Genomic DNA, 15,616 nt, shown 5'->3' on the forward strand with positions numbered 1-15,616 from the left:
GATGAAAGTGAAAGGTTCAAAAAGAGAGGGCAAATCTATAAAAAAATAAGAATAAAGAGGTGTAAAATTTAGGAGAACTCACGATTTTTTGAATGTGTTTTTTCGCTTATCAAATTAGATGAAGCGCTTTTTGATAAAACTACAACACTTATGAAAATGACCATTTTGCGCTGTAATAAGCGGCTACTTTTGGCTTTGAACCTACCGAGCTATGCTTTGTGAATCAGAGGGTCAGGTAGCGAAAAAGAAACAAGATGGTATTGAATTCCTTTTTTAAGACTGTAAAAAGTCACATTGAAAGTCACTTGAAAAGTTCCGATGGAACACCGGTAAAACTATCGCTGTATAGTGATGCCTATTTCAGACAACAGGGCCCCTTGAAATCGCCCCGAGTTTTTTTCCGGTACAAAGATGTTTTGTGGGAGCAAGGAGCCTCTGGGTTTCGACAAGGTCAGGTGAGTTTTCAGATATCAATCGTCTTTCCACCCCAGTTGTATCAGCAGTTTTCAGGTGTTTTCTCCATGGCGAGTGAAATAGATAAAGCCTTGCGTGCTGTGTCTTCTGCTTCGACGAATGCTGTTGCCGTGAGTAATCCCATTCTTAAAATTAGAGAAGGTCAACGATTAGAGAGTCAGATGGTATGGGAAAAGATTGATTTTTCAATATGGGAAATGGAGTATACAACCACCCTGATTGATACAGGGCAGGTAAAACACTACAACCTACTTCTTAACAACGCGTTTAGTAAGGACGATTTAAAACAGCCCGCAAAGAAAGAGGCGCTGATAGAAAAGTTAGGGAAACAGGGAATTGATGTAACTGTATATACCGATGGTAAGGCGGAGCTCGTCGACAAAATCATCACCCATAAAATTGAACTAAACAAAGAACAAAACAGAAAATAAATAAATAAAAATTAGCACTATGGGCGCACTATTTAATGACGTTGTAATCAACAAGGTCTCGGGCGGATTAGGAAGGAGAATTCCCAATAGAGACATGGTCTCAGGGTTACTCTTTAACGGAGCTGATGCTACCGGTCCAAAAATTGGAGATACTGCATTACAGCTTAAAGATGAAACATTGTATCGTTTGGCATCCTTGAAGGATGCAGAAGGTTTGGGAATCATCCCAGCTTATGATAACGGCGGGGAATCTGCGTATTATCAAATAGCACAGTATTTTAGAATGAATCCTTCGGGTGATCTGTTTATTTACAAAAACAGCAAGGCGACTACCTATGCAAATTTGGTGAAAGATGCTGGAAAGATGCAAGAATTAGCATTGGGAGAAATCAGACAGTTAGCGATTGTTTTTAAAGGAGAAGATCAGTCGAAATCTAAAACAGCTCCAGAGTATTTTAGTCAAACTCTCAAGGCAGTGGCGGCAGCAAAAACGGCAACAGAACAGGCGTTTAAAAATCACCGCCCTATGGAAATTTTTTTAGAAGGTAAGGGATTTGATGCGACCAAAGCACCTGTGGCAATCAAAGGTATCGGGGCTTCAGGAGTTTCAGTCGTGGTTGCTATGGACTCCGCAAAGGCTAAAGAAGACAATTACAAAAATACAGCAGCGGTAGGCGTACTACTCGGCGCGGTATCAAAAGCGAAAGTATCCGAAAACATTGCTTGGATAGAAAAGTTTAACCTCAGTGGTGATGGTTTTCAAAAAGTAGGTTTTGTCGGAGGGAAAAATTTACCAACAGAAGGAGCACAAACGGTTTTAGACGAGGCGAAATACGTTTTTACTCGCACCCATGTCGGAATTGGAGGAGTGTATTTTAACGACAGTCATACCTGTATTGAAAAGACCTCGGATTATACGTTTATCGAAGCCAATAGAACTTTACATAAGGCATCGAGATTGGTACGTCAGGCCCTGTTGCCAAAAGTAAACTCTCCCGTACTTGTCGATCCGCAAAATGGGACACTGGCTCCCTCTGTAGTCAAAGGTATGGAAACACTTTGTAAGGCGGCACTAGAGGCCATGTTGGCCAATGGAGAAATATCAGCATTGGAAGTATTTGTTGATCCCTTGCAAAATATTTTAGCAACGAGCGAACTCAAAGTAGTGGTTTCTATTATTCCTACCGGAACGGCCAGAAAGATCACTGTAGACTTAGGATTTAAAAATCCTTTTGCAAAATCAAAATAACTTAAAGACTTAAAATCATGCCACATTTACCATTAGTAAATGGCCATCGTCACGGATGGTCGTCGGTTGAAGTAAATATATTAGATAGAATCGTTACCGGAATCACTGCCATTAGTTACGACGATGCACAAGTAAAAGAAAATCATTACGGAGCAGGAGACATGCCTGTTTTTAGAGGCAGAGGAAAATACGAGGCCAAAGCATCGATTACGCTGTACGCTTTTGAGGTAGAATCCATTCAACAAGCATTGCCAAAAGGAAAACGACTTCAAGATGTTCCTCTGTTTGATATCAAGGTTAGCTTTTTAGATAATTCTAGCAATGTGATAACACATGTTATCAGGAATTGTGAATTCAAAACCAACAAACGAGATATGAAACAAGGAGATTCTAAGGTAGAAGTTCAGCTAGACCTTATCGTCTCTCATATTGAATGGAACTAAGCGACAATTTACTATAAACTATCCGGGCAATAATTGCAGTTTGTTGCTCGGATTTAAAAAGAAAAAAGAAACAAAGAAACATGGAAACAACAAAAAACACAACCGTATTAGACGGTAACATTACTACAGCACAATTACAAACTTGGAAATCAAAATACGGAAAACTCATTAAAGTATCAGTAGATAACGACGAGTCAGAGAAGTGTTATGCCTATTTCAGGAAACCTACGATGGCTACGAGAGCAGCAGTGTTACAAACTTCAAAAGCCGATGAGTTTAAAGCCTTAGAGGTACTCTTTAAAAACTGTTTTCTCGGCGGAGATCAGGAAATAGAAATGGATGACGACTTGAAGCTGTCCGTAATTACCGCGTTTGCAGATGTGACACAACCCAAAGAGGCAACGGCAAAAAAGATTTAGATCCTTTCCTTATTTCTGAGCTAGCGGGAGAGGATGAAATACTGAAAGCAGCTGCACTGATTCGCTATTATTTTAAGGTAGACCCTTATCAACAGAACGATGAACAGTTTTTGAGGCTTATCGGTGAAGCGCTTTGGCTCCAAGAGTATTTAGATAAAAAACAAGAATACGTCACAGCGAAGGCTTTGGCTAAAATTTTTGGCGAAGATGATTAGTAATATTTCTATAGGGAAGGCCGTGGCCGCCCTGCATATTTTTAATAAACAGGCAGAATTGGCCTCGAGTGCAATTCACAAGTCCATAGCCACCGTGGCAAATGCGGGAGAAAATGTAATTCAAAACATCCGTGTCAACACGACCAAAAATCAAAAGGTAAATGTTAAGAATAATTTTTCGATCGACATCGTAAACAAGTTAGAAACGGTGCAACACATCATTGCTAAAACCAATGAAACCCTTGATAAAAGCTTTAAGTTATCGCTGGGCAAAATAAAAAATGTGTTCAAGGGAATTTCAGTAAAATTCAAAAATGTTTTTAAAGGGTTTACAACAAAGTTTGTTACGAATTTAAAGCAATCGTTTAAGGGCTTTAGCTTGAGCATTAAAAATTTAAAACTCGTTTTTAAAGGAATTACAAACAAACTCTCCCTTAGCTTTAAACAAGTAGTGAAAGGATTTCGCTTGGTTATTAAAAATCTTAAGCTCATTTTTAAGGGCATGACCAATAGGTTGAATCTCAGTTTTAAACAGGTAATCAACGGTTTTCAATTGACCATTAAGAATTTAAAGTTGGTTTTTAACGGTATCACCAATAAGTTGAGCCTCAGCTTTAAACAGGTAATCAACGGTTTTCAATTGACGATTAAGAATTTAAAGCTGGTTTTCAACAGTATTACCAATAAGCTGAGTCTTAATTTTAAGCAGGTAATCAACGGTTTCCAATTGACGATTAAAAACCTGAAACTCGTTTTTAATAGGATTACCAATAAACTGAGTCTTAGTTTTAGGCAGGTAATCAACGGTTTCCAATTGACGATTAAAAATCTGAAACTCGTTTTTAATAGGATTACCAATAAGCTGAGCCTTAGTTTTAAGCAGGTGATCAATGGGTTTCAATTGGTGATTAAAAATTTGAAATTCGTTTTTGTCAGCATTATCAATAAGCTGCGCTTAAGTTTTAAACAGGTGATTACTGAATTCCGTTTGAGTATTGAAAACCTGAAGTACGTGTTTCAAGGCTTTCAATTAACTGTTGTCAATTTTATTACCGCTTTTGTGAGTGTACAGCAGCAATGGAAGCTTATGCTGGCGCAGTTTTCCTTAAAGGTGCAGAAGTTGTTTGTTAATTTGACAGTCTTTGTTCTTCAACTCGAGAACGTTGTATCTATTTGGATACAGAGTATTGCAACAATACAAGCGGTATTTGTGCAATTTTCACAGGTGGTGACGCGCTTAAAATTTGTTTTGGAGTCGAGTATCACCCTATTAACTGTGCATTGGAATCGCGTGACTACAGTATTTGTGCAACGCATAACACAGGTGTTTCAACTTTTTATAGCGCGTTTAACACAGGTAGTGATTCCGGTGAAGTTAACGGTAAATGTTCAAAAGATACAGCTCGTAGCCATAAACAAAGTAAAGCAGTACATCAATGTATTGGAGCAGGTATTTATCAGTATTCAAAAATTCAAGCTCGTTAGAAATACCCATCGAATTCTCCTTAAGCTCTTTAAGGTGATTCAGAAATTTAAGTTTTTGACAAAGATTATATCGCTTTGGCGAAGGCTTTCAGTGGCGGTAGTAAAAGCAGTACAGCTAATTATAAACAGTACTGTGGTGTTATTTCAGAAAATTTCCGAACAAATAGCGATGCTTATAGGCCAATTTAATGCGCTGTTTACCACGGTTAATCAGCAGGTAATTTCCTTGATAAGTGTATTTGAAAATTTAGCGGGTGTGATGGAGAATGTCCAAGCTCAGGTAGCGCTTTTTAGCGAGGAGTTTACAGCCGCTTTATCCTTGATGAGGTCACTGTTTTCAGAATTTTTCGAGTCCTTGGCTTCCGGTGTGTTTTCGGTAATTCAGGCGGTCAACAATCAGGGTACAGTCCATCGTGAAGCCCCCAAAAATGTATGGTCATTTTTAGAGAGCTTGGCAACCAACGCAGGAAGTGTGGTTAATACCGTAGTGAACAAGTCATCAGAGGTTATTACGACCGGATTTCACAGTGTTTTCGGAAAAGATGGAGATGGTGCTGAGGTCAAAGGTGCTGGAGTACAAATTACTGCGAAGCCAGGAACCGGTTTTTCTGGTCGAGCAAACCTAGCAGGAGAAGGGTTGCACATCGATACCTTAGTTGGAGAGTTGAATATTAATGTCACCCAGCTGAAAGAATCGATGCCCGAAGTAAAACGTATGATGACCAAAATATTAAAAGAAGCATTACAGGATGCTAAAATTTCAACTTACACCCAACGATAACCATGAGTTTTACGTATAACATACCCAATTTACTCAGTTCGCTGCGATTGAAGAACAGCAGAGGAATGGTGAGAAACGTCACAAATATTTTGACTACGACCAATGAGGGAGAGTACCTCGATAGTTTGAGAAACTTGACAGAAGAGTACTTTTTAGAGTCGGTAAAAGAGCTAACCGAAGTAGATGAGTTTATCATGGCTGGCGGTACGTTCAATTTGCCTGTTTTTGCTCCTTTAGTCATAGAAATCCCAGAAGGAGATGTCGTTGATATTAAGGTGCAAGGCAAAGGAGTCTTTGAAAAAAATGCCTTTGTAACAGAACTCTTTGGAGCCACTTTTGGTTTCCGGTTAGACGGAGTTGCATTGAATGTTCAAAGAAGTAAAAATATTGTAACTACAGCCATTCAAGGCCGAGATTATACGGTTAAAGAGTTTATTTCTAACGGAGATCACGAGATTACCGTGAACGGGGTACTCGCAACCCATGGTAAAGGATATCCAACTGCGCAGGTGGTCCAGTTAAGGAGGATTTTGGATGCTAATTATGCGCTAAAAGTCATTCACCCAGTGTTGCGTAAGCTGGGAGTCTTTGAATTGGTCGTAACAAATTATGATTTTCCGAGTAATAACGGTATGAAGAATATTCAGCCTTTTAGCTTTAACGCACTCTCTGAGGTTCCTTTGGAAATAAAGAAACGTTCACGCGATTTCTCAGCGAGCGGAATTGCGAAGAGTACAGCGAAGGAAATCTTTTCAAATTTTTAGCGGATGTTACGATTAGCATGTAAAATAGTAGTGCATGAAGTGGATAAACAGAAGCCTCTGATTATCAATTTCGTCAATGAAATCAAAATAGAAGAGTCCTGGCGATCTTTTACGGATACAGCAACAGTGCGTTTACCGCGATTTATTCAGGGAGAGTTGGAAGAGTTTGATGTGTTGGATAAAAAATTCCGTTCTCGTATGCTGCGTTGGTTGCAAACTCATCCGGATATCGAAATCTATTTAGGCTACGAAACACCGCGTGATTTGGCATTTAAAGGGGTGATCAGGGAAATACAAGGCAGGGTTCCTGTGGTGTTAGTTTGTGAGGATCACATGTTCTTTTTAAAGTCTAAACTCCTCAGTCAGTCCTATCCCATAAAAGTAGGGAAATCACTCGAGTACGTCAGTGTATTTGAGTTTGTGAGTCGTCACGTAGCAGTGTTTTTTGAGCAGCGAAAAATAGCCTTGAGGAGCTCGGCTATTGTCGATCTGTCCTTAGGGAGTTTGGTGTTAAAAAATCATACAGTTCTCGATTTTTTTGAGCTGTTAAAAGAGGAGTACGGTATTTATAGCTTTATGCGCTATGTACAAACATCGGTCACTACAGAGGGTGAGCGTACTTATATTCCTGTTTTGTGTATTGGAACAGAGTATGAAAAATTACCTGTGGTAAGTCCGGTGTTATCAGAGGCTGATTGGAAATCGAGACCTAGCTTTTCCAATATCAATTTCGCAGCACTGACAAGCGAAGAACCGTTGGGCTTTTTCCGATTCCACGACAATATTATTGATGATGATTTAGTGTATATCGATTATCACAACGTAAAAGTACGTGTGAAATACGTACTGCAAGGTAAAGCAGAGTCGGATAAGTTGAGTATTGTAATTCCCAGACCCAAACCGGGTGATGATGAAGATGATTTTGAAGAGTATACGTATAAATTTTATGACCCTAGTTTTAAGCTGACCAAGCAAACACTAGGAGGAAAAACAGCAAAGAAAATCTATGTCGGAGACCGCATGGAAATGTTAGATCCTGTGATTCGCAAGGTAATGAAACTCGCGGTAAAGAAATTTAAGCAGTTAAAATACAGTGGCTTCAGAGGAAGTTTTACAACGTTTGGCGAAACTATTTATACCACTAGTGAAGGAGAAAAAGTTGGTGACTTTATACGTCCTGGAGATATCATAGAACTGAGAGACCAGTCGAAACAAGGTACGATTGCTGATTTTCATTTGGAGAACCAAAAGTACTTTGTCGATGCTGTAGAGCATTCGTTTGGTGTCAATGGCTATAGAGAGGTCATATTTCTGGGAGCTAATGCCGATCCTGATCCAAGGATTCGCATGGAACAATCGGTATTGGAAACCATAGAAGTTGCCATTCTAGCGGAAGAAGGCGGAAGTTTGTTAACAGCCAATGTCAAACTCGAAGGTGTAGTAATGCAATCAATTACCAAAGGATAAGCTATGAATGAAATAGGATATTTAATAAAAGAACTCGTTCGAAAAAAGGAGTTGCCAAGCACTTTTCCGGCAATAGTAAGTCACAATGAATTTGATACCCAAAGTGATCCTGTTGATTATGTGATTTCGGTAAGAATATTACAAGATCACGAGTCTTTTCAGGAAGTGGTAAAAGAGGTGAAATCAGGTAAAAGCAATAGCGAGGGACTCGAGCTGCACAATGTGCGTTTAAAAGCTTCTTTGCAAAGTGAAGCAGGAGGCCTGATTTGTATTCCTAAGTTAGGGAGTTGGGTCATGGTTTCGACGGTTGACAACTTGGTAGGGAAGAACTTTGTAAGTCAGTATTCGGAGCTGGAAGGACTCTTGTTGAATGTACAAGAGGAAACTGCGCAACAAGAAGGTGAAAAGAAAGTGTCCTTTGTTGAGTTGAAGTTGAATCTACAGGCTTTTCAGCTGAATTTTAATAATGAGTTTAAAGCAGCTGTGACCAAGGAGCAAACTACGATACAATTTGTGAAACCTCCCACGAAAGATCAAGGAGAAGAAGAGGAAGTATTGAGCGATGTAATCCATACCAAAGACCGGGTGCAATACCGTTATTTCGAGGATAAGAAAGTACAGTCAACAGTGTGCTTTGAAAAAAAGAAGTTGGTGTTGAAAGCAAAGCAAGAGGCGCATGAAATTCGCATAAGTGAAGAGGAGGGCGTTCTGTTGAAAAGTGATACGAAGGTACGCTTGGAAGCAAAGCAGTTAGAGCTGGTTGCTGGTAATGATGGAGAAGTTCAAATTACTGGGAAATCGGTGGCTATTAAAGGAAGTGATAGCGTGAAAATAAATTGATGAATCATGCCAGTTAGTACCAAATTTTTATGTGAAGGAGCTCTATTGCGTTGCGACAAGTCAGCAGGAGTACAACCGCTGCAAGTCGCAAGTAATAAGAAGTTTTGGATACGGAATAAGAAAGTAGCCACGGTTGCGGATACCACTATTCAGCCTTTTGGGAATTGTGCCCTTTTAAATAATGCAGCCTGCTCACCACAAATACAAAAGTGGAAGGGGTTCCAATCAAATGTTTTTCAGGGATCCAATGAACTCTTACTTGAATCCTCCGAACTGCTCTGTGTTCCTGGAGGAGGTATCGGAAAAATTACAAAAACTTAAAAAATACAAACTATGATTGATTTTAGAATAGACCAAGACTTGCTGTTTTACCAAGGAGATTTGTACTTGGCAGAGGCGAGTCAGCAGAACATAGAACATCTCTTACTCGCTCAAAAGGGAAGTTATAAGGAGTATCCATTATTGGGGGTAGGAATAGAGAATTACCTGAGGGGAAATTCAGCGATAAACAAACTCCGTTTAGAAGCTGAAATTGAAAAGCAGCTAGAGTTTGACAACTTCAAAGTGCGGTTAATTGATGTGACGAATTTAAATGCTATTCAGATCGATGGAAACTACTAGACTTTTAGAAAATCAGAATGTACTGGATTTGGCCATTGTTCATTTTGGCAGTGTGGATCGCATTTTCGAAATCTTAGAGGCCAACAATTGGAATAGCCTCACTCAGTTGCCTTCGGAATACGAAGACATTAGCATCCCCTCTTCAGGGAAATACCGCGATGCCCTCCGAGAAAACCATAGGGGTTACCTAGCGCCAGCCACCTTACATACCGAGGAAGAACTCGAAATTTTACGTCGAATTAAGAATTTAAAAATCAAGTAAAATGGCAAGAACAATTGCTGAAATACAGCAGGAAATGTTTCGACAAAAAGAGTCGATACCCGAATTGAAAGCCCTGACCAATAGTTCTAAGACTTCCATTTGGAAGTTGTGGTCTTACATTACGGCGTCCGCAATATGGACACATGAGAAAATAGTGGAAAAAAATACCATGGTTTCCCGCCCACATACCCTGAGTTGGTATCGCGAGCAAGCATTGCAATTTGTATATGGACACCCCTTGAAGTGGGATCGAGGTTTTTTTCAGTTTGATACTTTAGGACTTGCGGCTAGCGAGCTGAACGCTAAAAAAGTCGTGAAATTTTGTGCAGTGGGAGAGGTTGATTTAGATACCATTCTCAAAGGAGATGTCAACCCGAAATCGCAAGATCAAATCAATGCCGCAGTGGCGAATTACTTTCACAATCAAGTAGGTGTGATCTTTATGAAAGTTGCAGGAGAGAGTAGTACCGGTCAAATTCGCAAGTTAAGTAAGGATGAGCTGGTTGTATTTCGTGAATACATGCGCCAAATCAAAGATGCCGGAAACCAGATTCAAATAAGCTCTATTGATGGAGATGTATTGCATTTGGAAGTCGATATGTACGTGGATCCACTAAAAGTATACATCAATCCGATAGATATTCCACACTATCTAAATCCCGAAACGCCAGCAGCAAAGAATCACCTTTTTGATGAGAACAATGGAGTGTTGATTGCAAAGCCGGAAGTCCATACCGCAAAAGTGGCTATTATGAATTTTTTAAAAGGCTTAGAGTTCAACGGCGGACTGGTTCGAACGTATTTGATAGACGCCCTTCAAAAAGCTGATGGCGTTGAAATTCCTATGATTAGAAAAATACAAACAGGGCCTGCAGGTGCTCCGTTAGTAACTGTTCCGGATAGGGAGGAGTACTTTATACCACGTTCTGGATATTTCGATTTGGCAAAGGTAAAATTATCGTTCCGATACCTACCCTATACATTTTATAGAGATCACCGTTAATCAGTACTATTATGAAGAATTATATGACCTTAGATTGGAATAAGCTGCTCTTGTGGCTATTTCCTCCGACACTTCGTAAAAAGAGGCATGTAGTATGGATGCATACGATGCTGAGCCCCTTGTTTAGTTTGTACCAAGAGAACCTGTATAAAATGCAACACAGCGGGCAGGTGATGTATTTAGAAAAAGTGTTGAATGAACAGTTTAATACAGCAATTTCATACAATCCGAATATAAGCCTACAAGATAAAATTCAGCAGAAATACATCTATATCGCTGAAAGCTTACAGCCCACCATTCAACATATTTATTTACACGAAGAACACCGTTTGGGCTACGAAGCCCCCTTGGTGTATCGAAGAAATGAGGTGACGGTATCATCAGGTAAAGGGTTGTATCTGGTAGAAACCAAAGACTATACTGAAATGGAGTATGCCGATTTTAGAATATTGATTCCGGAGGCACTGAATATTAAAGAGAAATTAACGGGGGTTTCAGGGGTCGAGAAAATTCAAAAATTAGTGAATGAACTCTACTTTGAAGATCGTCCAAATCCTCAAAATTCAGCCCTTGCTCCCGTAGCGGTCAAAACCTCTAAGTTTCATGAGTTGTTGAGGTTTTACAAATTGACAGGTAAAACTTATGAAACCTATAAATACTAGTGTTTTTCCCTTAAATTCTAGTTTCTAATTACTTAAAAAGCATTGTTATGCATCAAATTGATTTTTCGAAACCCGGAGGATTTCCTCTGGAACAAAATACATTAGCCAAAATGCAAACTGCCTATAAAGATCAGTTATTTATGGCTTTTAAAAAACATTTGGGAGTTGAAGAAACCAAAAACTATCTGTTGTTTCCAGGAAACGCCGTTGATCGGGGTTGGGCTATTATTCAAGGAGAACTCATTCCGATAACACCAACGGCGAATCCAACAGCATTTCTTCAAGTTAAAGAGTCGAAAAGAGCATTAATTTTTCGGTCAGGTGCTAAACACAAGGTGTTTGTCACTTGGGAAGGTAGTTATGTGGCGTCTATTCCCGCAAATCCGGTACCTGTAAAAAATACCTCGGAGGAAACGGTGCATACAACTTTTTATAAACTCGACGATTTACAGCGAATTACCAATATTCCTGATTTGGGAAATTTGTACCTAACACTCGATGGCTCAAATACCATGAAGGGGGATCTCAATTTAGGCGGACATAAGCTCAGTGCACTGAATGTAAAGGAGGGAGAAAAGGCTTTTATTCGAGCAAAAGAACTGTGGTTCGGCCACTCTGAACTGCGTGGAAAAGCGTATCCCAAAAAACCTTTAGGAAGGGCATTGGTAGATACAGGATCTAGTTTGAGTATCAATCACGAAGCCGATTGGGAAAATGTGCATTTGCACGGTGAGGTAAGCATGTCAGGGCTAGCGCAAAGCACACGAGCCGATCAACATCCCGTTTTATTGGATGCCGATGGAAAGTTAATGAAAAGTGGTGGGCGCTTTATAGGTAGTGTTGTACTTGGTATGATAGCACTTTGGCACCAAACGACTATTCCTGCAGGTTGGATACTTTGCGATGGATACCTAGGGAGATCGGTAAATGGATTTAATATTCCAGATTTGAGAAGTGAATTTATGGGACCGGTGCGTTACATCATGTATGTTGGGGTATATAACAAGTATCCTTTGGTACAGGCAGGAACTGACCAAAGTTTGGAGTTGCCTTGGAAACCTGGTATAGATTATGCCGTTTTAGAAGGTACGAGTACAGACGAAGACGGAACTATAGCCTCGACGAAATGGACCTATACCTCTGTTCCTCCCGGCTTGCCCTGCGTGTTTGAAACTCCCAATGCATTGAAAACCAAAATACGAGGACTACGCCCTGGAATTTATCAATTTAAGCTTACAGCAACGGATAATGAAGGACTGTCATGGTTTGATCAAATGACATTGACGGTAACCGAAAATCAAGCACCTATTATTGATCGAATTGATGGAACTAAGAGTTTAACCGTGGTGCGCGGAACGAGCAGTACCCGTTTAACTATAGTGGCTCGTGATCCAGAAAAAAGAACCTTGAGTTATCAATGGAAAAATGCTGCGGGCACAGTGATAGGTACTGAGGCTGCTATCCAGTTGACGGGCTTGGGCGTTCAAACGCATCGTTTTGTAGCCGTAGTTACAGATGATCGTGGGGCTCGCACGTCAAAAGAAGTGATCGTCACAGTAGCTAAGATAAAAAAGGCTCCAAAGGTAAGTGTGAATGCTAATCAGACCATTCAATTGCCAACAAATTCTGTGAATCTATCTGCAACTGTAAGTGATGAAAACCAAGATGCGCTGTCTGTGCGATGGACAAAAGTTTCGGGGGGTGGAGCAACGATTTCAAGTCCTACAAGTACAGCAACTTCAGTGACAAATTTACAGGAAGGATCCTATGTTTTTCGAGTTACCGTGACTGATGTTGATGGAATGCAGGCACAGGCAGATACTAATGTGTTGGTGAAAAAGGCTTTGGTAGCTCCTACGATTTCGGATATTTCAATCGCCCGAATTCCAGGTAGAAACGGTGCAATTCGCGTTACTGCCACAGGGAATGATGCCGATGGAGCCAATGGTAATTTAACCTATCATTGGACAGAGTCGACGATGTTGCCCAAGCCAATTCGCAGTGCTTCGTTTGATGTAGCTCCTAATCAGCTCGCTCCCGGATATCACAATTTCTCGGTGTTTGTAACCGATTCTGACGGTCTGCGCTCGCGAACTGCGATGTACAAGGAATACCCTCATTTAACCATACGCATAGTCCATGTTTCCAGTACAGATTCGAAGTATGTGTTTAGGGTAGTATTGAAAGGACCTCCAAATTATGGAGATGATAATATTACGCTCGGAGTACAATTTAAAGTTCTGGAAGGAAATGGTGTCTTAATTGACCGAAGTGGCTCAGGTTTAGGGATGTCATCGAATGGATCTCGAACAAAAACCTTTGCAGACATGAGCAGTACAGGAGAAATTTCATTGAATTTTGAATTGTCTGCCGATGTGGTTACCCGCTCGTCTATACGCGCCGAATTTACGTTGAGGGGCATGTCAACATCTGCTTCGGCGGTGAGTAAAGGAATCAAGTGTTTCGATGTTACCACTACCGTGCCGTTGTATGATGGAGGTGAAAAAAGGTTAGGTGATGTCGAGGTAGGGGATACATTAATAGGACTGGATTACCCGAATAGGATAGATGCCTCAGAGGGTGATTATATGAATTGGAAAGGAAGAATATCGGAAGGAACATTATGTCCGGTAACGGTATTGCGAAAATCGACGTTTGTGGTTGATGAATATTTACAAATTTCTTTAGCAAATGACCAGCATATTAGAGTTACAGCAGCGCATCCAGTACTAACTTGTACAGGAGGAGATGAGCTTGCTTGGATAAAACCTATGGATCTTCGAAAAGGAATGAGCTTATTAGCACCTTCAGGAAATACCATTGATATTACTGAGGTCCTGACGGTGGAAGAACCCATTGAAGTGGCCGTACTCGATGTAGAATCGGTTGATAATTTTAGTGTTGGAGGGATCGTTGCGCACAATGCAGAAATCAACGAACATACAGGTGATCCTAAAAAATAAAAGACCGATGAATAGTATTGATTTTACCAGAGCAGGTGGCTTTTTGTTAGAACAAGAAACGCTTGCGGATATGCAACAAATGTATGCTGGCAATTTGTTTGCTAGCTTTTCAAAACAACTGGGAATTGCAACTGGAAAGTACGTATTGCAAAACACCACACAGTCTCAAGGAGGCTGGGTGGTTATTGCCGGGGAGCTTATTTATGTTGCTCAGGGGGTAAGTACTCCTTTTTTAAGAGTGAAAACGATTGAAGAATTTTTGGAATTCGGAGATCGACAGAAAAGAAAGGTATACACTCATAAAATTGCAGCATTTGTCCAAGAAATTCCTCATCAAATTCCTGTTCCTGTGACCACTGAAGAGAAAAGGGTGTCTTTTTCGTATTTCGAGTTGTCTAGTTTTCAGTCGCTTGTGCATATCCCTGAGTTGCATACAAAATTGCTCTCCTTAAATGGAACTGGAGTGATGCAAGGAGATTTAAATCTTGGCAATCACGCAATTTCAGCGTTAGATGTGTCAGAACAAGAACGAGCTGTGGTAAGAACTAAGGAGCTTGACGGGCGATTTTTAGATACCGGTAAGATGTTGGAAATCAATAAAGGCTCGGTGCCAGCAAAGCTACATTTTGGAGGGGCTGTGACCCTTTATCAAAAGGCTAAGAGCAAAGAAATTCACGAACAGTGCTTGCTCATTGATGAGCAGGGAACTCTGCGAAAAAGTCAAGGAGGGTTTATTGGAGCGGTGCCACTAGGGCTCATCGTTGCCTGGAACGGTATCAAGTTACCTTATGGTTGGGTAGACTGTGATGGCAATGCAGGAGTTCCGATTCAAGGAATGAGTATTCCAGATCTCCGTAAGCAGGCAAAAGGCACAACGCGTTATATTATTTATGTACGCTACACAAACCGACCTCCTGAGGGACTCAAGGTGACAGGAAAAACTGTTTTAAGCTACACTGCGCAAGACGGAGGGGCTCAAACAGAACTCATAGCAGCGGCGACGGATCCGGATAAGGATGTTTTGAAATATACCTGGACCAAAACAGCGGGTACGCTAGCCAACTGGAAACCGGTGAATGCTCCTTCGTTGCAGTTAAACGGACTTCAAGCAGGAAATTATCAATTCAAAATTACCGCAAGAGACCCTCAGGGAGCTGAGATCAGTTCATTAGTAACCGTAGAAGTTCAGCAAACAGTGAGTTTACTCCTGAATCGTCAACTTACTGGACCGTGGAACAAAGTTGAATCGTACAGCGTTAAACTAGCGGGAGCTCCAAGTAGCGCGGTAACCATGATCGCTTCCATAAAAACAAATGTCTCCAAAGGAAACGTTTTTGTTCACCTTCCTCAGGTAGGGTTACTGCTGGGTGAAAAAGAATTTTTAGTCAATTTAAACAACGAAGGACGTGCAGAATTTGCCGTTTCTGTAGGGGCTGGAAATACAACTGGACGTACCGAGGCTCATATTCAAATCAAGAATACCGATCAGCTTGTCAAGTTACTAGCAGCCCAAAAATAAAGCAATCAATCATAATAC

Annotated in this window: 15 protein-coding genes; all 15 read left to right on the forward strand. The window is 40.6% G+C overall.

Annotation, left to right across the window (positions count from 1 at the left end; translation table 11 throughout):
• Positions 1–254: 254 nt before the first annotated feature.
• Positions 255–905: a hypothetical protein gene (locus ACKTS5_RS03700; protein ID WP_408042491.1), complete on the forward strand. Its 651-nt coding sequence runs from the start codon at positions 255–257 to the stop codon at positions 903–905.
• 19 nt (positions 906–924) lie between these two features.
• Entirely contained in the window at positions 925–2,154 is a 1,230-nt protein-coding gene (locus ACKTS5_RS03705) for a DUF2586 family protein (RefSeq protein WP_408042492.1), read from the forward strand.
• A gap of 17 nt (positions 2,155–2,171) precedes the next feature.
• Entirely contained in the window at positions 2,172–2,597 is a 426-nt protein-coding gene (locus ACKTS5_RS03710) for a hypothetical protein (RefSeq protein WP_408042493.1), read from the forward strand.
• An 80-nt stretch (positions 2,598–2,677) separates the two neighbouring features.
• Positions 2,678–3,016 (forward strand): hypothetical protein, encoded by a 339-nt coding sequence (locus ACKTS5_RS03715; protein ID WP_408042494.1) that lies wholly within the window; start codon positions 2,678–2,680, stop codon positions 3,014–3,016.
• 207 nt (positions 3,017–3,223) lie between these two features.
• Complete coding sequence (locus ACKTS5_RS03720) at positions 3,224–5,497, forward strand: hypothetical protein (RefSeq protein ID WP_408042495.1); 2,274 nt, start codon at positions 3,224–3,226, stop codon at positions 5,495–5,497.
• Positions 5,498–5,499: 2 nt separating this feature from the next.
• Positions 5,500–6,261 carry a DUF6046 domain-containing protein gene (locus tag ACKTS5_RS03725; protein WP_408042496.1) on the forward strand — a complete coding sequence of 254 codons (762 nt, stop codon included), beginning with the start codon at positions 5,500–5,502 and terminating at the stop codon, positions 6,259–6,261.
• 3 nt (positions 6,262–6,264) lie between these two features.
• Positions 6,265–7,728 (forward strand): hypothetical protein, encoded by a 1,464-nt coding sequence (locus ACKTS5_RS03730; RefSeq protein ID WP_408042497.1) that lies wholly within the window; start codon positions 6,265–6,267, stop codon positions 7,726–7,728.
• Positions 7,729–7,731: 3 nt separating this feature from the next.
• Complete coding sequence (locus tag ACKTS5_RS03735) at positions 7,732–8,568, forward strand: hypothetical protein (RefSeq protein ID WP_408042498.1); 837 nt, start codon at positions 7,732–7,734, stop codon at positions 8,566–8,568.
• A gap of 6 nt (positions 8,569–8,574) precedes the next feature.
• Positions 8,575–8,889, forward strand: coding sequence for a PAAR-like protein (locus ACKTS5_RS03740; protein ID WP_408042499.1), 315 nt, complete (start codon positions 8,575–8,577; stop codon positions 8,887–8,889).
• Positions 8,890–8,901: 12 nt separating this feature from the next.
• Positions 8,902–9,189, forward strand: a complete 288-nt coding sequence (locus ACKTS5_RS03745) for a hypothetical protein (RefSeq protein WP_408042500.1) — start codon at positions 8,902–8,904, stop codon at positions 9,187–9,189.
• Complete coding sequence (locus ACKTS5_RS03750) at positions 9,176–9,451, forward strand: hypothetical protein (protein ID WP_408042501.1); 276 nt, start codon at positions 9,176–9,178, stop codon at positions 9,449–9,451. The genes ACKTS5_RS03745 and ACKTS5_RS03750 overlap by 14 nt, the downstream gene beginning before the upstream one ends.
• A gap of 1 nt (position 9,452) precedes the next feature.
• Complete coding sequence (locus ACKTS5_RS03755; protein ID WP_408042502.1) at positions 9,453–10,454, forward strand: hypothetical protein; 1,002 nt, start codon at positions 9,453–9,455, stop codon at positions 10,452–10,454.
• Between the two features lie 11 nt (positions 10,455–10,465).
• Positions 10,466–11,116, forward strand: a complete 651-nt coding sequence (locus ACKTS5_RS03760) for a hypothetical protein (protein ID WP_408042503.1) — start codon at positions 10,466–10,468, stop codon at positions 11,114–11,116.
• 47 nt (positions 11,117–11,163) lie between these two features.
• The gene (locus tag ACKTS5_RS03765; RefSeq protein ID WP_408042504.1) at positions 11,164–14,079 is read left to right on the forward strand and encodes a PKD domain-containing protein; all 2,916 of its coding nucleotides are present in this window, start codon (positions 11,164–11,166) and stop codon (positions 14,077–14,079) included.
• A gap of 7 nt (positions 14,080–14,086) precedes the next feature.
• Positions 14,087–15,598: a PKD domain-containing protein gene (locus tag ACKTS5_RS03770; RefSeq protein WP_408042505.1), complete on the forward strand. Its 1,512-nt coding sequence runs from the start codon at positions 14,087–14,089 to the stop codon at positions 15,596–15,598.
• Positions 15,599–15,616 lie beyond the last annotated feature (18 nt).

It is taken from the genome of Tenacibaculum litopenaei (genome assembly GCF_964514025.1).
GTDB lineage: Bacteria > Bacteroidota > Bacteroidia > Flavobacteriales > Flavobacteriaceae > Polaribacter > Polaribacter litopenaei.